General features: G+C 64.0%; 19 protein-coding genes. 8 read left to right on the forward strand and 11 right to left on the reverse strand.

Features of this window, described 5'->3' with window-relative positions:
- Positions 1-31: 31 nt before the first annotated feature.
- Together BRAD285_RS08210 and BRAD285_RS08215 are read left to right on the forward strand one after the other, a co-directional pair.
- A complete protein-coding gene (locus BRAD285_RS08210) occupies positions 32-1087 on the forward strand; it encodes a hypothetical protein (protein WP_006609751.1) in 1056 nt (351 codons plus the stop codon).
- Between the two features lie 39 nt (positions 1088-1126).
- A complete protein-coding gene (locus BRAD285_RS08215; protein WP_006609752.1) occupies positions 1127-1804 on the forward strand; it encodes an isoprenylcysteine carboxylmethyltransferase family protein in 678 nt (225 codons plus the stop codon).
- A 142-nt stretch (positions 1805-1946) separates the two neighbouring features.
- Here BRAD285_RS08215 and BRAD285_RS08220 read toward each other — a convergent pair whose 3' ends face one another.
- The gene (locus BRAD285_RS08220; RefSeq protein WP_006609753.1) at positions 1947-2180 is read right to left on the reverse strand and encodes a hypothetical protein; all 234 of its coding nucleotides are present in this window, start codon (positions 2178-2180) and stop codon (positions 1947-1949) included.
- Between the two features lie 436 nt (positions 2181-2616).
- Between BRAD285_RS08220 and BRAD285_RS08230 the strand changes: the two genes are divergently transcribed.
- On the forward strand, positions 2617-2805 hold the full coding sequence (locus BRAD285_RS08230) for a hypothetical protein (RefSeq protein WP_006609754.1): 189 nt from the start codon (positions 2617-2619) through the stop codon (positions 2803-2805).
- Positions 2806-2807: 2 nt separating this feature from the next.
- Here the strand turns inward: BRAD285_RS08230 and BRAD285_RS08235 are convergent, their stop codons facing one another.
- From BRAD285_RS08235 to BRAD285_RS08250, 4 genes are read right to left on the reverse strand one after another with little or no spacing between them, the layout of a single operon-like run.
- Positions 2808-3134 carry a cupin domain-containing protein gene (locus tag BRAD285_RS08235; RefSeq protein ID WP_006609755.1) on the reverse strand — a complete coding sequence of 109 codons (327 nt, stop codon included), beginning with the start codon at positions 3132-3134 and terminating at the stop codon, positions 2808-2810.
- Positions 3131-3886, reverse strand: coding sequence for a YqcI/YcgG family protein (locus BRAD285_RS08240; protein ID WP_006609756.1), 756 nt, complete (start codon positions 3884-3886; stop codon positions 3131-3133). The genes BRAD285_RS08235 and BRAD285_RS08240 overlap by 4 nt, the downstream gene beginning before the upstream one ends.
- Positions 3887-3905: 19 nt before the next feature.
- On the reverse strand, positions 3906-5207 hold the full coding sequence (locus BRAD285_RS08245; protein WP_006609757.1) for an MFS transporter: 1302 nt from the start codon (positions 5205-5207) through the stop codon (positions 3906-3908).
- Positions 5207-5917, reverse strand: a complete 711-nt coding sequence (locus tag BRAD285_RS08250; protein WP_006609758.1) for a hypothetical protein — start codon at positions 5915-5917, stop codon at positions 5207-5209. Before BRAD285_RS08250 ends, BRAD285_RS08245 begins: the two co-directional genes overlap by 1 nt.
- Positions 5918-5981: 64 nt before the next feature.
- Between BRAD285_RS08250 and BRAD285_RS08255 the strand changes: the two genes are divergently transcribed.
- From BRAD285_RS08255 to BRAD285_RS08265, 3 genes are all read left to right on the forward strand, one after another.
- Positions 5982-7001: a GlxA family transcriptional regulator gene (locus tag BRAD285_RS08255; protein WP_006609759.1), complete on the forward strand. Its 1020-nt coding sequence runs from the start codon at positions 5982-5984 to the stop codon at positions 6999-7001.
- A 191-nt stretch (positions 7002-7192) separates the two neighbouring features.
- Positions 7193-7501 carry a hypothetical protein gene (locus BRAD285_RS08260; protein ID WP_006609760.1) on the forward strand — a complete coding sequence of 103 codons (309 nt, stop codon included), beginning with the start codon at positions 7193-7195 and terminating at the stop codon, positions 7499-7501.
- A gap of 89 nt (positions 7502-7590) precedes the next feature.
- On the forward strand, positions 7591-7944 hold the full coding sequence (locus BRAD285_RS08265; RefSeq protein ID WP_006609761.1) for a phasin: 354 nt from the start codon (positions 7591-7593) through the stop codon (positions 7942-7944).
- A gap of 89 nt (positions 7945-8033) precedes the next feature.
- On the opposite strand, the gene BRAD285_RS08270 is transcribed toward BRAD285_RS08265, so the two are convergent.
- The 3 genes from BRAD285_RS08270 to BRAD285_RS08280 all read right to left on the reverse strand — a co-directional run bounded on the left by BRAD285_RS08270 (position 8034) and on the right by BRAD285_RS08280 (position 9165).
- Positions 8034-8348: a cytochrome c gene (locus BRAD285_RS08270; RefSeq protein ID WP_006609762.1), complete on the reverse strand. Its 315-nt coding sequence runs from the start codon at positions 8346-8348 to the stop codon at positions 8034-8036.
- A 155-nt stretch (positions 8349-8503) separates the two neighbouring features.
- On the reverse strand, positions 8504-8638 hold the full coding sequence (locus BRAD285_RS36495; protein ID WP_256387675.1) for a hypothetical protein: 135 nt from the start codon (positions 8636-8638) through the stop codon (positions 8504-8506).
- A gap of 278 nt (positions 8639-8916) precedes the next feature.
- Entirely contained in the window at positions 8917-9165 is a 249-nt protein-coding gene (locus tag BRAD285_RS08280) for a hypothetical protein (RefSeq protein WP_006609763.1), read from the reverse strand.
- A 301-nt stretch (positions 9166-9466) separates the two neighbouring features.
- On the opposite strand from BRAD285_RS08280, the gene BRAD285_RS08285 reads away from it, so the two are divergent.
- Positions 9467-10621, forward strand: a complete 1155-nt coding sequence (locus BRAD285_RS08285) for an OpgC domain-containing protein (RefSeq protein ID WP_035644677.1) — start codon at positions 9467-9469, stop codon at positions 10619-10621.
- A 6-nt stretch (positions 10622-10627) separates the two neighbouring features.
- Here BRAD285_RS08285 and BRAD285_RS08290 read toward each other — a convergent pair whose 3' ends face one another.
- Entirely contained in the window at positions 10628-10888 is a 261-nt protein-coding gene (locus BRAD285_RS08290) for a hypothetical protein (RefSeq protein WP_006609765.1), read from the reverse strand.
- Positions 10889-11101: 213 nt separating this feature from the next.
- Here BRAD285_RS08290 and rocF point away from each other — a divergent pair, with 213 nt between their 5' ends.
- A complete protein-coding gene (gene rocF, locus BRAD285_RS08295; protein ID WP_006609766.1) occupies positions 11102-12076 on the forward strand; it encodes an arginase in 975 nt (324 codons plus the stop codon).
- 73 nt (positions 12077-12149) lie between these two features.
- Here the strand turns inward: rocF and BRAD285_RS08300 are convergent, their stop codons facing one another.
- The gene (locus BRAD285_RS08300) at positions 12150-13781 is read right to left on the reverse strand and encodes an NAD-dependent malic enzyme (RefSeq protein WP_006609767.1); all 1632 of its coding nucleotides are present in this window, start codon (positions 13779-13781) and stop codon (positions 12150-12152) included.
- Positions 13782-13976: 195 nt separating this feature from the next.
- On the reverse strand, positions 13977-15281 hold the full coding sequence (locus BRAD285_RS08305; RefSeq protein WP_006609768.1) for an NRAMP family divalent metal transporter: 1305 nt from the start codon (positions 15279-15281) through the stop codon (positions 13977-13979).
- Positions 15282-15350 lie beyond the last annotated feature (69 nt).

The raw sequence follows: 15350 nt of genomic DNA on the forward strand, positions 1-15350 counted from the left end.
GCCGGCGGCGAGCGTTTGTCAGGAGCAGACCATGCGCGCGATCGCTCTGGCCCTCATTGTTTGTACCTTCGTTCAGTCTGCGCTCGCTGCCGCCACCGTGCCGGAGATCGATCCGCGCGCGTCGCTCGGTGTCGTCCAGAACTGGATCTATAACTACCGGACCAAGCCGGACTACGCCCATGTGCCGGCAGCGGTGCGGGTGTTGTTCCACTCGCAGACGTTCAAGGAGCCGGAGAATTCCGGCATCTATCTCGGCTTCATTGCAGGGGCGATCGGCTCCAATCCGGCCAAGGCGGAGCAGCTCGTCAACAGCTTCTTTCCGGTGCCGCCCGAGGAGGAGTGGGTCATCGTGCGCGCCATCGCCTATTCGGGTCTGCCGGACTGGCGCAACCTGCTGCGCAAGGTGGCGCCGAAGATGCCGGGCCGCCGCGTGATGATCGACGGCTATCTCAACGGCACGCAGCCGACGCTGATGGACATTCCGCTGGAGGAGGCCAAGCCGGGCATGATGGACAAGCTGCGCGGTGCCATGACGCAGAACCCGTTCAAGAAGGAGGAGCGCAAGCTGGATACGCGGCTCAGCTACGCGACCCATCAGGATCTGCTCGACATCCTCTGGGGCTATTACTTCGCGACCGGCTCGCGCGTGCCGATCCAGCGCATCGTGCAGATGCTGCCCTGGTCCAAGAGCCGCGACACTGTCGACAAGCTGACCATCGGCAGCATGGCGCGTTACACGCTCGCCAGCTACGCCGTGCGCGACGCCAGCCTGCGCGACTATCTTCGTGAGGAGCTGGCGCGGCAGTCGGGGCCCGTCAAGGAGCCGCTGAGGGAGGTGGTCGAGGCCGCCGACACCGTGCAGCTGGGCGCCGTGCGCAAGGATGCCGTCGCCGCAGTCGATGAGCTCAAGATCAAAGGCTCGGACGCGCGGCGCAACATGGATTTCTGGGGACAGCTCGGCGTCGGCGCGCTGGCGCTCGGCTGCGTCTCGGCCGCGGCGCTGGGGCAGGTCGCGGTCGGCATCCCCTGTGTGATCGGCGGTTCGGCCTCGCAGGGGCTGCTGTCGTTCTGGGAGAAGCAGCAATAGCAGTCTGGAACTGGCCGGGTTTGCGATTATTGTCGCGGCATGGATGGCCTCATTGCCAAGACGGTCGCAAGCCTCATCATCTTCATGCTCGTGATGGGCGGCCTGATCTTTGGTGCGGCGGGCAGCCTTCATTACTGGCAAGCCTGGGTCTTCCTGATCACCTATTTCGTCGCATCGGTTGGCGTGCTGATCGATCTCCTGCGCCGGGATCGTGCCTTGCTGGAGCGTCGCATGCGGGGAGGACCGTTCGCCGAAAAGGAGCCGGTTCAACGCCTGATCATGACGATCGTGTCGCTAGCGTTCCTCGGTTTGCTGCTGCTGCCGGCCTTGGACCATCGTTTCGGCTGGTCTCAAATGGCGGTGCCTGCAGTCCTTTGTGGTGACGTTCTGGTCGTGCTCGGCTTCCTGGGAATCTGGCGCGTGTTTCGCGAGAACAGCTTTGCGGCCGCCACCGTGGAGGTAGCTCGCGATCAGGTCGTCATATCGACCGGACCATACGCCATCGTGCGGCATCCGATGTATGCGGCGGCTCTGGTGCTGCTGGCGGGCATTCCGATCGCGCTCGGGTCTTGGTGGGCGCTCTCGCTCATCGCCGCCATCTTGCCCGTCCTGATCTGGCGTCTGCTTCACGAAGAGAACGTGCTCGCGGCGCATCTGTCCGGCTACACGGAGTATCAGGCGCGCGTCCGCTGGCGGCTATTGCCATGTGTCTGGTGAGCGCAGGCCAGCAAAATCAGCGGTTCTCCGCCATCGAGCTTTCCGCGAGTCAAATCTTTCTGGTTGAGCGGTGCGCCTTAAAATCTACTAATGGTTGTAATTTGCGTCGGCAACCTCTCGGCCTGCAGGCCGTAGAAAAAAATCAGGCGAGGCTGGCCTTCACCGCCGCAGGGTAGACCGGCTCGCGATGAATCTCCGCGCCGGTCTCATCGACGACCACGATCGAGAGTCTCCGGTCGGTGATGCGGGGGTCATGACGAAGCCGCCGGGCCAGATCCCGGCTGTGCTCGATCGCCCCGGCACTGGTCGCGAATTCGAGACCGGTCCGGTCCCTGGTCGGAATGCCATCCTTCATATCGAAATAGTAAGTGCGCATGGTCTTCCTGCAACCGCTGTGATGCGGGAGTGGAGCCCGGAAGCCGAAACGGCAACCGCAATCCGTAGTCCTCCCGCTCAAACTATAGAAGACCTCTAATGTGGAGGACAAGCTTACCTCCACCGTAATCCCCCTCCATCGTTCGGTAAATGACCGTTTTCTCTGGTATGGTACGCCAGAACCTGCCAGAAAGCTCAAATTGTGCCGACAAAATCGACCGATTGGTCAGTTTGGCTTGCTGCTAGAGTTGTTCGCTGGCATACTTTCAACCTCTTCGGGTTCCGCCCGGTCGATTTCCAGGCGGGCCATACGGAGGATGAGGGTCGCGGTCGTCAGACCAAGACTTTCCGCCTCAATTGCTGCAGTATCTACCTTGCGTGCAAGGCCTTCACGTTTGCTAAGGACTGGCATTACCGTTTCCTGCCAAAGGTGCGAGATGAAGAATCCCACATTCATCACGGAGCTGCACACCAAGCTCGGAGCCCCATCGAGCGAAGCCGTCGAAAGCCTTCGGCTATTGAAGGCGTTTTTGAAGCTGGCCCCCGGCCAGCGCATCGAAGTCATCGATATGGTCGAACGGCTGACCTCGGAATCCCATCCGGAAACCGACCGCCCCCTGTCCTGACCTCATCGCCCGAGATTGCATGCAATCGTGGCGGTCTCCCCCATCGCAATTGCATAAATTGCATCGTCCAGCGCTTCTGACTCATGCAGCGTCCCCGCGGGCAGCAGGATCTTGTCGCCTGCGGTGCAGACGCGCTCGCCGCCTTCCCATCGGAAGGTCAGTCGCCCCTTGATCACGACGAGCACCTCGTCCACCGGATGGGTGTGGAAGGCGTGAATCTTGCCGGCCGCATCGTGCTGCAGCTCAATGCAGCCCTGCTTCGGCAGCAGCGCGAGGATGTCGGGGTCGAGCGCGAACTCGGTCTTCGTTCCAGCGATGATCTGGGTCATGCGGCTTGCTCCTTATCTCCGATGGACGATGGCTTGGCCTGCGCGAGCTGGTGAAACGGGCAGGCGGGCGGCGGCTGGTTGTCGTCGTAGAGGAAGTACTGCTTGAACTCCCGGCCGTCGGGATTGCCGTAGCGGCCGAGCAGGGGGGAGGGCGACGTGGTGTCGAACGGCACCAGCCGCTTGCGCACCTCGCCGAATGCGTTGGCGGCCGCCTGCTCGGTGCCGAGCATCCGTTCGAACACCCAGCGCGGCTGGAAGGTCAGCATGAACGCGCTCGAGCGCCGGCTCTGACGCATGACATGAGCGGGCGTGCTGCAGACGACGAAGATCGGCTCGCCGGCGAACGAGAACTCCCACATCGGATGATCGACCGCCTGGGGAATCTCGGCAGGCCAGGGCTGCTTGTCGTTGCGCGCGAGCTGATCGAGGATGCGCCAGAACTTCTTGTAGTAGGCATCGAGCGTCTGCACCGGGCGCGGGCGGGTGAACAGGACGAGCGAGGTGTTGGGTCCGTGCGAGCGGCTCTCCGCGACGAACATGGCGAGCTGCTTGCCAAGAACGTCGATGTCGATCGGATCGAGAAACAGGTAGCGCAACTGATCGTGCCGATAGCCCGCGACGCCGAAGACGCACGGAAAGGGTCTTGCTTCGCTGCTCATCTGAGCTTCGAATTCTGAAAACAAGACGCTCTGCCAGCTTCCGGCCTGATGACCGGACCGAACTTCGTCCTTTCTCAAATACAAACGCGACATACTCACCCTCTCTGTCTTTTTATATTTTCGTGTCCAGTATCAATTGGCGCCTCATCATCAGCGGGCCGATAATTCCCGGCAGCGACATCAGCAGAAGAATTGCGATCAGCGTTGCGTAGCCCGCGTCATTTGCGACCTTGCCCGCGCTCGCTCCGGCTCTGACATCAAGCCCGCTCGCGGCCACCATGGCGAAGGCGATGACCGGCTGCGCGAGTCCAGCAAACACGCCCGCGGACGTGGTGTTGATCGAGGCGCCGACGCCGATCCGTTCTGCCGTGTAGAGATGCTTGGTGCATTTCAAGACCAGAGGAACCGTGCCGCCGGCGACCAGGCCCAGCACGGCGAAGACGACGCCGACATAGATCAGGCCGAAATGATGCGCGACAACCGGCAGCAGCATCGCAACCAGCAGCATGCGCAGCAGGCTGATGCGGATCAGGGCCGCATCCAGCGAGCGCGTCCGATCGGCGGCATGGCCGAGAAAGATCGATCCGATCGCATTGCCGACCATGAAGGCGAGCAGAGGACCACCGGCCGCCGACGGCGAGATGCCGAAATAGTGCGACACCATCGGAATGCCCCACACGCCTGCGAGCGTCGTGACCACTGCGAAGTGCGATGCAAAGCTCATCGCGCAGCCCCAATTCGCGGCCGATCCGAGCGCATGCCAGCACGCCCGCAACACTCCTTGGAGTGTCGAGGACTTCGCATTCGCTGGAGCAGCCTTCAACGCGACCGAGGCGCAGGCGAGGTTTGCAAGGCCGATACCGGCAATGAAGAGGAAGCAGGCGCGCCAGCCGAAGCCGGTGACGGCGGCCGCGAGCGGTGTCGTGGCCACGACCCCGCCGACATAGCCCGACACCTGGGAGATGCCGGACATCAGGCCGAAACGCTGGTCGGAGAAGCTCTGCGCGACGAGCTTCAACAACGCGGTGAACACCAGCGCATCGCCGCACGCCATGATCACGCGCGCGATGAAGACGTCGAGCAGGTTGGGCGACAGCGCAAAGGCGCCACTGCCGAGCACGGAGGCCGTCATGCTGCAGAGGACAACGCGCTTGACGCCGAAACGATCGACGAGCACGCCGGCCGGAATCTGCATCAGCGTGTAGCCCCAGAAGTAGCTCGAGGCGAGCATCGCGACGCCGGAGGCATCGGTGCCGAAGTCGCGCATGAAGCTGAGGCCGATGGTCTGCGGCGACATCCGCTGCAGAAAGGCGATCGCATAGGCGAACGCGACGGTTCCCCACGCGACATAGGCGCGATCGGCAATCCTCAGCGGAGACGAGGAGATGACGGCGTGTTGTCCAACCGCGGCCATCACACCCTCGCATAGCCAACGGAGAACAGGGCGTCGGCCGAGTTCGGGATGACCCGCGACATCGCCGTTTCGACCAGCGAGGCCGTCCCGTGATAGTCCTGCCGGATGTGCTCGATGTGTCCGTAGGCGCCGCGCATGATCATGCCGGGCACCTCGAGCGGCTTGCCCGGATAGAGTGTCGCGCACATCTCGACGCACGCTGCCTGCAACTCGGGATCGGCCGCATCATCGAGCAGCGAGGGCGCGACCTTCTCACAGATCTTGGCGTTGGCCGCCCAGACGATCGGGTTGCGCGTGCGCCATCCGTAGAGAATTTCGTTGCTGCGCGCAGCACAACCGGGGTGCTTGAGAATCTGCGACGTGAAGAACCCATACAGACCACGGCCCTGGTGCGCGGGCAGCACTTCGGTCCCACTGCGGTAGATGGCCAGGCGCTGTGCGATGGTCATCACGCGGTAGACGGAGAAGGCCACCAGTCCGATGTGATCGTAGACCAGAACGAGGCTGTATTTGCTGTCGAATGGCGATGCGGCCGCAGTCCAGTGAGGTTCGATTGCTTTCCAGTTAATGGCAATGATCGAATTCATCGCATCCATGATCGGTCGCCGATCGGACTCGGCAATCTCGGACGCGTCGGGAAAGCTGTAGACGGTGTAGTCGTCCCAGGGCGAAGCGACGGTCGGATAGTGGCCGTCCAGGTTGTGCGACATCGCGTGAACTCCAACACTGCACGTTGAGCTATACAGGCCGCGCTCCGATGGCTTAAAGGACAATATGCCCTCGAATTCTGCCAACTCCGTCCGACGTGCCGCAGTGCGGCGAGACAGTGCCGAGCGACGGCTGGCGATCTTCGCTTTCCCCGGGGTGACGCTGCTCGACGTCTCCGGGCCGGCCCAGGTGTTCGCTGAGCTCAGTGAGATCGAGCTGCCGGGTCCCGGCTATGCGTTGACCTACGTCTCCAGGGAGGGCGGGCTGGTGCCGACCGATGTCGGCCTGATGATCGACACTGCGCCGCTGTCAGCGATGAGCCCGCAGGAGATCGATACGCTGCTGATCCCGGGCGGTCCGGGCATCTGGAAGCTGCGGCAGGACGAGACCGCGATGCGGTGGATCGGCGAGGTGCTCCCCGGCGCCCGGCGCATCGCCTCGGTCTGCCTCGGTGCGTTTGCCCTGGCGTGGGTCGGGGCCCTCGAAGGCAAGCGGGCCGCGACGCATTGGCGCTACTGCCCTCGGTTGCAGGACAGCTTCCCGAACGTGAAAGTCGAGCCAGACGCGATCTTCGTGCAGGACGGACGCGTGTGGTCATCCGCAGGCGTCAGCGCCGGCATCGATCTGGCGCTGGCGATGATCGAGGAGGATTTCGGCCACACCATCGCGCTCGACGTGGCGCGGCGGCTCGTCGTGTTCCTGAAGCGGCCGGGCGGACAGAGTCAGTTCTCGACCGTGCTGGCGGCGCAGGCCTCCGACGTCGAGGGCCGCTTCAGCGCGCTGCATGCCTGGATCATCGAGAACATCGCCAGCGATCTTCGCGTGGAGGCGCTGGCGGCGAAAGCGGGCATGACGCCGCGAACCTTTGCGCGCACCTATGCCAGCCGGACCGGCATGACGCCGGCTCAGGGCGTGGAAGCGCTGAGGGTGGAGACGGCGCGTCTGCTGCTCGAAAGCCGGCAGGTTGATAGTGTGGTCGAGGTGGCCAAGCGGGCGGGGTTCGGCGATGACGAGCGTATGCGGCGCGCGTTCCTCCGGCATCTCGGTGTGTCGCCCTCGGAGTATCGCCGCCGCTTCTCGGGGTAATGCCGGATGCGCTCCGCGGTAATCGGTGGTCGCCGGGGCGCTTCGCTTTGCTTTCAGGTTAATCCGGCTGCGCGCGTTGGGGCCGCGGCGGCCACGCCGTCTACGATCGATCTAAGGCTTCAGTAGAATGCCGCGTGTATAAAAGCGGAAATTGAATCCGATCGGTTCGCCGCAGCAGCGGGGACAGTCCAATGACCAACATCGTTCCGTTTCGCCCGCGCGCCGTCTCGCTTCGTGCCAGCCTCACGACGGCTGACGAGGAGGCCGTTGTTGTTGCTGCCACAGGAGCTGGCCGGCTCGAGGCGCCGCGCCGCGGCGTTACGGGATCGCGAGACGATCTCAGGAGGACGGTGCTGCTGCTGGATCTTGCTCTGCAGCACGCGCGCGAACTCGCGGAGCTCGTGACCGACGAACGGATGCGCGGCCTGTTCGATCGGCACCTCGCCTCCATCGAGTATTCGCTGCAGATCGCGCGCGAGCGCATGGCGGCCTCCACCTAGCAACCGCCATGCGGTGTCCGTCGCGTGCATTTGCACGGCGACGGCGCGGGCCGGATGTGGTAGTTGGGTCTGTCGTGGAGGACGCAATAATGACCCAAACCAAACTGGAAGTGCCCGCCGAACTGCGCGACCTCGCGGAAAAGACCATCTCACAGGCGGAAAGAGCCTTCGAGATGTTCTTCGACGCGGCCGGCAAATCGATCTCGACGGTTCCTGGGCCCGCCGCTGATATGTCCAAGCAGGCGCTCACCCTCACCGAACAGAACATCAAGACCGCCTTCGAGCATGCGCGAAAGCTCGTTCATGCGACCGAGCTGGAGGAGGCGATGCGGATTCAGTCCGAATTCCTGCGCAGCCAGTTCACCAACGCGGGCGAACATATGAAGACGATCACGAGCAGCATCATGTCTGCCGCGAGCAAGGCGACTGAGCCCAAGTCCTGAGTGACACCTGAGCCGTTGCGGTGCGACGGCAGTAGGAGACGGGATCGGCGGCCGTGGGGCCGCCGTCACGCACAGGCGGGCTTGGCGGCTTACTTGCGCAGCGAGCCGATATAGGCGGCGATATCGGCCGCTTCCAGGCGGTTGAGCGGGAAGCTCGGCATCTTCGGATGCGGGTCGAGCAGGAAGAAGGCGACCTTCTCAGGCGTGAAGTCCGCCTTCTGCGCGATCTCCGCGAAGGACGGAACGTCGGCGCTGGCCTGCTTCTGCGTCCCTTCGATGAGGTGGCATGAGGCGCACCAGCGCCGGGCGAGGTCGGCGCCATGATCCGCATCCGCGGCCCACACCGATGTCGAGGCCGCAGTTGCTGTCACAAGCGTCAAAACTCTGATCATCGAGGTGCGCATCCAAGAACTCCCGAGCGTGTCTGTGTTGGGGAGCGCGCCAAGCGTCCGCCGCTGAGCGGACGACGGTGGCTCCCGAGGTGATTTGTCGCAACGAAGATGCTGATCTCGTAGCGCATCGGTGAAGGTGTGGGGCCGCGCTGCCGAGATCCGCGGCGTCAGTTACAGCACGACCTGGGAAAATGGGACAGGTCGATTCGGCTGACGATCGACTTCAACAGGCTGCCGAGCCGGCGCAGCCAAGTCGGATGGGGCGAGGGGACAGCCGTCAGTTCGTCTGCAACGTAGGACATCTCGCGCCCTCCCTGTCGCTCAGCAATTTCCCGGTGCACGTATTGACGAGGTGCAGGCGCCCGCATGCTGGACATGCGACCGCCTCGTACGAATCAGCATCGGCCGCGAGCGACGTCGCGGCCAATCCGATCTGCACGTTCGATCCCGTCTGGGAGCAGCGAAAAACGAGAGTTTCCATGACCTGACCATGACGGATCACGGCGCAAAAGCCTTGATCTGTCTCAACAGGCTGGAAACGGCTCTCTCGGCCGATGGCGTGCTTAAGAGGACGCGAGCGTCAGGTCAGACCGTGGGAGGTCGCCTTCGCCAGCTCCATGCGCTCGGCCACGCTTGCCGCGGGAACCGAGCCCGTCTGGCTGGCGCGCAGCGCGGCATCGATCTTTGACTTCACGCGCCGGGCGGCCAGCGCCGCGAGCCTGGTCTGGGTGCGTCCGGTTTTGACCTGGTCGCCGAACTCGTACCGCCATTCCCAAATGTCCGGCTCAGCAGTCGCGACGACCGTATATTGGACACCTCGGTGGATCACGGAACCCCCCTTTAACACTTCCACTGCAAGTCAACGTCTAACCAACCTACAATCAATCCGGGCAACTACGGGACTGGAACAATTGCCACCAGAGCGACGGTAATCTGGTTAACACCACCATGCCGACAATGTTCCCGACCTTCGCAGTTCCCGTGCATTTCTGCGGTTCGCGCGGTGCGAAAAACGCGTGGCGCGCCTCGGTTGACTGAGCAAAGGTGTTGGACGCTGAAATGGGACGAGATCTGGCGGCGGGACGTTCGGTTCCCATCATGGTCGGCGATCAAAGGCGAGGCTCAACGTGATGGCGGTTGATCGTGCCTCGGCGCTCCCAGATGGTGGCGTCGTCCCACACCGCAACGGCCGTCGCGACCTCCGGCTCGATGCGTGCCGCGGCTTGGCGCTGTGGTTCATCTTCGTCGATCATGTGCCGGACAATTCGCTGGCGTGGCTGACGTTGCGCAATTACGGCTTCAGCGACACGTCGGAAGTGTTCGTCTTCATCTCCGGCTACACCTGCATGCTGGCCTATGGCGGCGCGGTGGGGAAGCAGGGGTGGGCGACGACGGTGGTGCGCGCGTTGCGGCGGGCCTGGGAGATCTATGCGGCATTTCTGGTGCTGCTGCTCGCTTATGCGGCACTGGTATGGGTGGTCGGCGGCGGCACCCGCTTCGTCGACGAGACCAACACCGGGTTCTTCTTTCGCGAGCCCGGTCCCACGCTGGTGCACGTCGCACTGCTGCAGTTCGCGCCCGTCAACACCGACATCCTGCTGACTTTTGCCATCCTGCACATCTGCTTTCCCTTGGTGTTGTGGCTCATGATGACCAGCGCGACGCTGACTCTGGTCCTCTCGTTCCTGCTGTATCTGATGGTTCAGCTGTTCAGCTGGCAGGTGCCGGCATGGCCGAGCGGCGAACTCTATTTCAATCCGTTCGCGTGGCAGTTCCTGTTCGTGATCGGCGCTTGGTACGCCTATGTCGGCACCTCATATCTGCGGCCGATCCTGAACTCGCGGACGCTGTTGCTGATCGCGCTCGTCTATCTCGGATTCAGCTTGTTCATTGCGCTGAGCTGGGAATTCAAGAGTCTCGAAAGCCTGATCCCGCAGGCGATCACGAGCCTGATCTATCCGATCTACAAGAGCCATCTGGCTCCCGTCCGGCTGCTGCACTTCCTGTCGCTGGCCTTCGTGGTCTCGCGGCTGGCGCCGTTGGAGTGGAAGGGACCGGTGCGCCCGCTGATGGCTGCGATGATCAGGTGCGGTGAGAACTCGCTGTCGATGTATTGCCTCGGCGTGCTCCTGGCCTTCCTGGGCCAGGTCGTGCTGACGGACGTCTCGAGTGGATTTGCCATGCAGCTCGCGATCAGCTTCGCAGGCATCGCGATCATGGTCGTCGCTGCGACGCTGCTGACGTGGGAGTCGCAACTCGACCGACGCGGGCCGCGGTTGTTCTGATCGCCGTCAGCGCCGCCGTGCGACGACGACGCCGCACAGGAAGGCGACGAACAGGCTGGCGAGCGGTGCCTCGCGCGTGATCGCGCTCAACGTGGACAGGGCTGTCCCGGGACGCCGCGCCTCGTCAGCCGCACGGCTCAGCCTGTCAACGGCCGCACCCAGGGTGCCCATCATCTCGCCCAGGGAGCGAGACATGTCGGTCGCCGCGTCGAGCGCGCGTTCGGCGACGCCCGGCTGCGGAGGTGGTTCGAACGGTTCGCTGCTCACTTTCGTTGCCTTCTCGACGCCCATCGGCCGGATTGAAATGTCACCCTCGGTGAGATTCGACCTCGGGCGCTGACGTTCCAGAAAATGCCGGCTGGCGCGATTGGTTCCGTGTTGGACCGGCAGGTCTCGAATCCGGTGGATCGTCGAACGAGGGGCGGGTCGTTGCAGCGCCGGACCCGTTATGGTCGGGTGCGCGTGTGAAAGGATCTAGCCGTGGCTTCATCGGAGACAGCATTGCCGCACCGCATCGCCGTGCTCGGCGCGCCCATCGATCTCGGCGCCTCCGTGCGCGGCACGCTGATGGGCCCGGCCGCGCTCCGAACGGCGGGCCTCATCACGGTGCTCGAGAGCCTCGGACTCGAGGTGACCGACTATGGCGATCTCGGCATTTCGGATGTGCGCGATCTCGCCGACGAGCTGCCGGCCAATGCCAAGCATTATCGTCAGATCCAGCGCTGGACGCGGGTGCTGGCGCGGCGCAGCCATGAATTAGCGCAGACCGGGGCCATTCCCGTCTTCATCGGCGGCGACCATTCGCTGTCGATGGGATCGGTCAACGGCATCGCGCGGCACTGCCGCGAGACCGGACGTGAGCTGTTCGTGCTCTGGCTTGATGCGCATGCGGACTACAACACGCCGCAGACGACCATCACCGCCAACATGCACGGCATGTCGGCTGCCTTCCTGTGCGGCGAGCCAGGTCTCGACCGCCTGCTCGGCGACGAGCCGCGCGTCGGCATTCCATCGGCGCAGCTCGAACTGTTCGGCATCCGCTCGATCGATAAGGCGGAGAAGGAGCTTTTGCGGCTGCGCCAGGTCAGCATCGCTGACATGCGCGCGATCGATGAGTTCGGCGTTGGGGTCTTGATGCGCCGGGTGATCGACAAGGTGCGCGCACGAAACGGCGTGCTGCATGTCAGCTTCGACGTCGACTTCCTCGATCCCGACGTGGCGCCGGGTGTCGGCACCACCGTTCCGGGCGGCGCGACCTATCGCGAGGCGCATCTGATCATGGAGATGCTGCACGATTCAGGGCTCGTCCGCTCGGTCGATATCGTCGAGCTCAATCCGTTCCTCGACGACCGCGGCAAGACGGCGCGCGTCGCGGTCGAACTGATCGGCAGCCTGTTCGGCCAGCAGATCACGGATCGGCCGACGCCGACCAACGCGATCGTGCCGGAGGCATAATGCGGGATCTGCCGTGCAGATCCTTTCGAGAGAGCGCGGATGCCTCCAAGCTGGAGGCATCCGCTTGCCGGGATCAGTAGCGCGCGTCGTACATCTTCGACTCGACGAAGCCGAGCAGATCATTTGGCGCCGGCCCGGTGGCCAGCCCGTTTTGATAGGCGACGCCGGCGACCGCGGCACCGATATGGGCTGAGACCTCGCGGATGCGTGGCAGGGCCGGATACAAGCTGCCCTGTTCGAGATCCGCGCCGGTCACGCAGTTCGCAAGCGTGTGGGCGGCGGCCATGAACATCTCGTCCGTGACGAGTCGTGCGCCACTGGCAATGGCCCCGAGGCCGACGCCCGGGAAGATGTAGGAGTTGTTGCCCTGGCGCGGCACGAAGGTCTTGCCGTCGAGCTTGACAGGATCATACGGGCTGCCGCAGGCGAACAGCGCACGCCCCTGCGTGTAGCGATAGGCCGCCTCTGCCGAGCATTCCGCCTTCGAGGTCGGGTTCGAGAGCGCGAAGATGATCGGCCGTTCGTTGAGCTCCGCCATCGTCTGCAGCACCTCCGGCGTGAACGCACCGCCGACTGCGGCGACGCCAATGATCGCCGTCGGCTTGAGCGTCTTGATCGCGGAGAGGAAGTCGGCGATCGGCGCCTGGTCGTGCGCATAACGCAGCTTGTGGCCGTGCAGGTTCTCGCGACCCTTGATGACGAGACCGCGCGAATCCGTGAGCCAGTTGCGCCGCAGCGCCTCGGCTTCGGAGAGGCCCTCCGCCATCATCGCTGACACCACGAGATCGGCGATGCCGGTTGCGGCTTCGCCGGCGCCCAGGAACAGCACGGTCTGGTCGCGCAGCTTGCCGCCGGTGATGCGCAGGGCCGAGAACAGGCCGGCGAGCGCCACGGCCGCGGTGCCCTGGATGTCGTCGTTGAACACGCAGGCGTCGTCGCGATATTTGTGCAGCAGCTTGAACGCGGCGTGGTTGGCAAAATCCTCGAACTGGATCAGCACGCCGGGGAAGGCGGCGCGGGCCGCGGTCATGAACTCGTCGACGAACGAATCGTAAGCGGCGCCGGTGAGGCGCTTCTGCCGCAGGCCGATATAGTAGGGATCGGCGAGCAGCTCCTCATTGTTGGTGCCGACGTCGAGCATGACCGGCAGGCATTCCTCGGGATGGATGCCGGCGCAGGCCGAGTACAGCGACAGCTTGCCGACCGGGATGCCCATGCCGTTGGCGCCGAGATCGCCGAGACCGAGGATGCGCTCGCCGTCGGTGACGACGATCAGCCTGGCGCGGTACGGCCAGTTGGCGAGGATCTCCGCGATGCGACCGCGATCATTGGCCGAGATGAACAGGCCGCGCGGCCGCTGAAAGATCAGGCCATATTTCTGGCAGGCGAGGCCGACGGTCGGCGTGTAGATCAGCGGCTGGATCTCGTCGATGTTGTCGCAGACCACGCGGAAGAACAGCGCCTCGTTGCGGTCGTGCAGCGCGTTCAGCGCGACGTACTTCTCGAGGTCATTCGACAGGCTGCGCAGGTTGACGAGGATGCGCTCGGCTTGGGCCTGCATCGACATGACGCCCGCAGGCAGGAAGCCGCGCAGGCCGAACGCGTCGCGCTCCTGGTCGGTGAAGCCGGTGCCCTTGTTGAGCAGCGGGTCGCGCAGCAGCGTCAGCCCGCGCGGGGAATAGGTCGGTAGCGTCGGTGCGCTCATACGTTGCGGTTGGGTCAAGGCAATCTCCGAGGTGCTTGTTCGAGCCTCGCCATTCCGGAGCGCGCCAGCGTTGATCGGCATCAACGGCGGCGGGATGGCGGGAACGGACTGTTAACACAGTTTACGTTCCGCGTTGCACCAATGACGTTGTGCAACTGCGTTGTGGAGGACGCAGACGGAGATGGTGGAATTGCTCTAGGCCCGGCCTGTGACGAAGGACCACAGCAGCGCCAATACGGCGACCGCCATGATCGCGGTGCCGACCCAGCCGAGGCCGATCAGCCAGGATCGGGCGCGGAAGCGGCCCATCACCCCGGCGTTGGAAACGATAACCATCATCATCGCCATGATCGGCACGGCAGCGATGCCGTTGAGCACGGCGCTCCACACCAGCATGTGGATGGAATCGATGCCGGTGAAGCCGAGGCCGAAACCGATCAGCGTCGCCGCGGCGATGATGCTGTAGAACCCGGCAGCCTCGTCCGGCTTCGCCTCCAGGGTCGCGTGCCAGCCGAAGATCTCGGCGACGCCATAGGCCGCCGATCCGGCGAGCACCGGAATCGCCAGCATGCCGGTGCCGATGATACCGAGCGCGAACAGCAGGAAGGTGAAGTCGCCGGCGAGCGGGCGCAGCGCCTCCGCCGCCTGCGTCGCCGAGTCGATCTTGGTGATGCCGTGGCCGTGCAGGACCGTGGCCGTCGTGAGGATGATAAAGAAGGCTATGGCATTCGACAGGATCATGCCGATCGTGGTGTCGATGCGCATGCGCCGGAGCTCGGGATGATCCTTCTTGGAGAGCTCGCGCAAGGGGCGGTCGACCTTGCCCTGGTTCATCTCCTCGACTTCCTGCGAGGCCTGCCAGAAGAACAGATACGGGCTGATGGTGGTGCCGAGCACGGCGACGACGGTCAGCAGATAGTCGGCATCCGTGGATGGGCTCGGCCAGACCGCGGCGAGCAGGGCAGTGCTCCAGGGCACCTTGACCATCAATGCGGTGGCGACATAGGCGAACAGGCTCAGCGTGAGCACCTTGATGAAGGGTGCGTAGCGCCGGTACGGCAGGAACACCTGCAGCAAGGTCGATGCGGCTGCGAAGATCAGCGCATGCTCGTGGTTGAGGCCGCCGATCACCAGTGACAGCGCCTCGGCCATGGCGGCGATGTCGGCTGCGATGTTGAAGGTGTTGGCGCCGACGAGCAGGGCCACGAGCCCGAAGACGATCCAGCGTGGCGCGAGCGCACTGATGTTGGCGGCGAGCCCCTTGCCGGTGACGCGACCGATGCGCGCGCTCACCAATTGGATGGCGATCATGAACGGCGTCGTGAGAAACACCGTCCACAGCAGCCCGTAGCCGAACTGCGCGCCGGCCTGGGAGTAGGTGGCGATGCCTGAGGGGTCATCGTCGGCCGCGCCGGTGACGAGACCGGGACCTAGCAGCCGGAAAACGCTTGAGGCCGATTTCTTCGGCTTGTTCGGCTCGGATGCAACGATCAGCGTCACGGCGGCGTCCCCGAGTAAGCTTATGTTACTCGAAGTCGCGACGGGCCGTTTTTGTTCCCGTCGTTGGAA

The sequence above is a fragment of the Bradyrhizobium sp. ORS 285 genome (assembly GCF_900176205.1).
Classification (GTDB): Bacteria; Pseudomonadota; Alphaproteobacteria; order Rhizobiales; family Xanthobacteraceae; genus Bradyrhizobium.

Coding starts and splice junctions, on each gene's coding strand:
- BRAD285_RS08210 (WP_006609751.1), top strand. CDS start 32: ATGCGCGCGATCGCTCTGGCCCTCATTGTTTGTACCTTCGTTCAGTCT.
- BRAD285_RS08215 (WP_006609752.1), top strand. CDS start 1,127: ATGGATGGCCTCATTGCCAAGACGGTCGCAAGCCTCATCATCTTCATG.
- BRAD285_RS08220 (WP_006609753.1), bottom strand. CDS start 2,180: ATGCGCACTTACTATTTCGATATGAAGGATGGCATTCCGACCAGGGAC.
- BRAD285_RS08230 (WP_006609754.1), top strand. CDS start 2,617: ATGAAGAATCCCACATTCATCACGGAGCTGCACACCAAGCTCGGAGCC.
- BRAD285_RS08235 (WP_006609755.1), bottom strand. CDS start 3,134: ATGACCCAGATCATCGCTGGAACGAAGACCGAGTTCGCGCTCGACCCC.
- BRAD285_RS08240 (WP_006609756.1), bottom strand. CDS start 3,886: ATGTCGCGTTTGTATTTGAGAAAGGACGAAGTTCGGTCCGGTCATCAG.
- BRAD285_RS08245 (WP_006609757.1), bottom strand. CDS start 5,207: ATGGCCGCGGTTGGACAACACGCCGTCATCTCCTCGTCTCCGCTGAGG.
- BRAD285_RS08250 (WP_006609758.1), bottom strand. CDS start 5,917: ATGTCGCACAACCTGGACGGCCACTATCCGACCGTCGCTTCGCCCTGG.
- BRAD285_RS08255 (WP_006609759.1), top strand. CDS start 5,982: ATGCCCTCGAATTCTGCCAACTCCGTCCGACGTGCCGCAGTGCGGCGA.
- BRAD285_RS08260 (WP_006609760.1), top strand. CDS start 7,193: ATGACCAACATCGTTCCGTTTCGCCCGCGCGCCGTCTCGCTTCGTGCC.
- BRAD285_RS08265 (WP_006609761.1), top strand. CDS start 7,591: ATGACCCAAACCAAACTGGAAGTGCCCGCCGAACTGCGCGACCTCGCG.
- BRAD285_RS08270 (WP_006609762.1), bottom strand. CDS start 8,348: ATGCGCACCTCGATGATCAGAGTTTTGACGCTTGTGACAGCAACTGCG.
- BRAD285_RS36495 (WP_256387675.1), bottom strand. CDS start 8,638: ATGTCCTACGTTGCAGACGAACTGACGGCTGTCCCCTCGCCCCATCCG.
- BRAD285_RS08285 (WP_035644677.1), top strand. CDS start 9,467: ATGGCGGTTGATCGTGCCTCGGCGCTCCCAGATGGTGGCGTCGTCCCA.
- BRAD285_RS08300 (WP_006609767.1), bottom strand. CDS start 13,781: ATGAGCGCACCGACGCTACCGACCTATTCCCCGCGCGGGCTGACGCTG.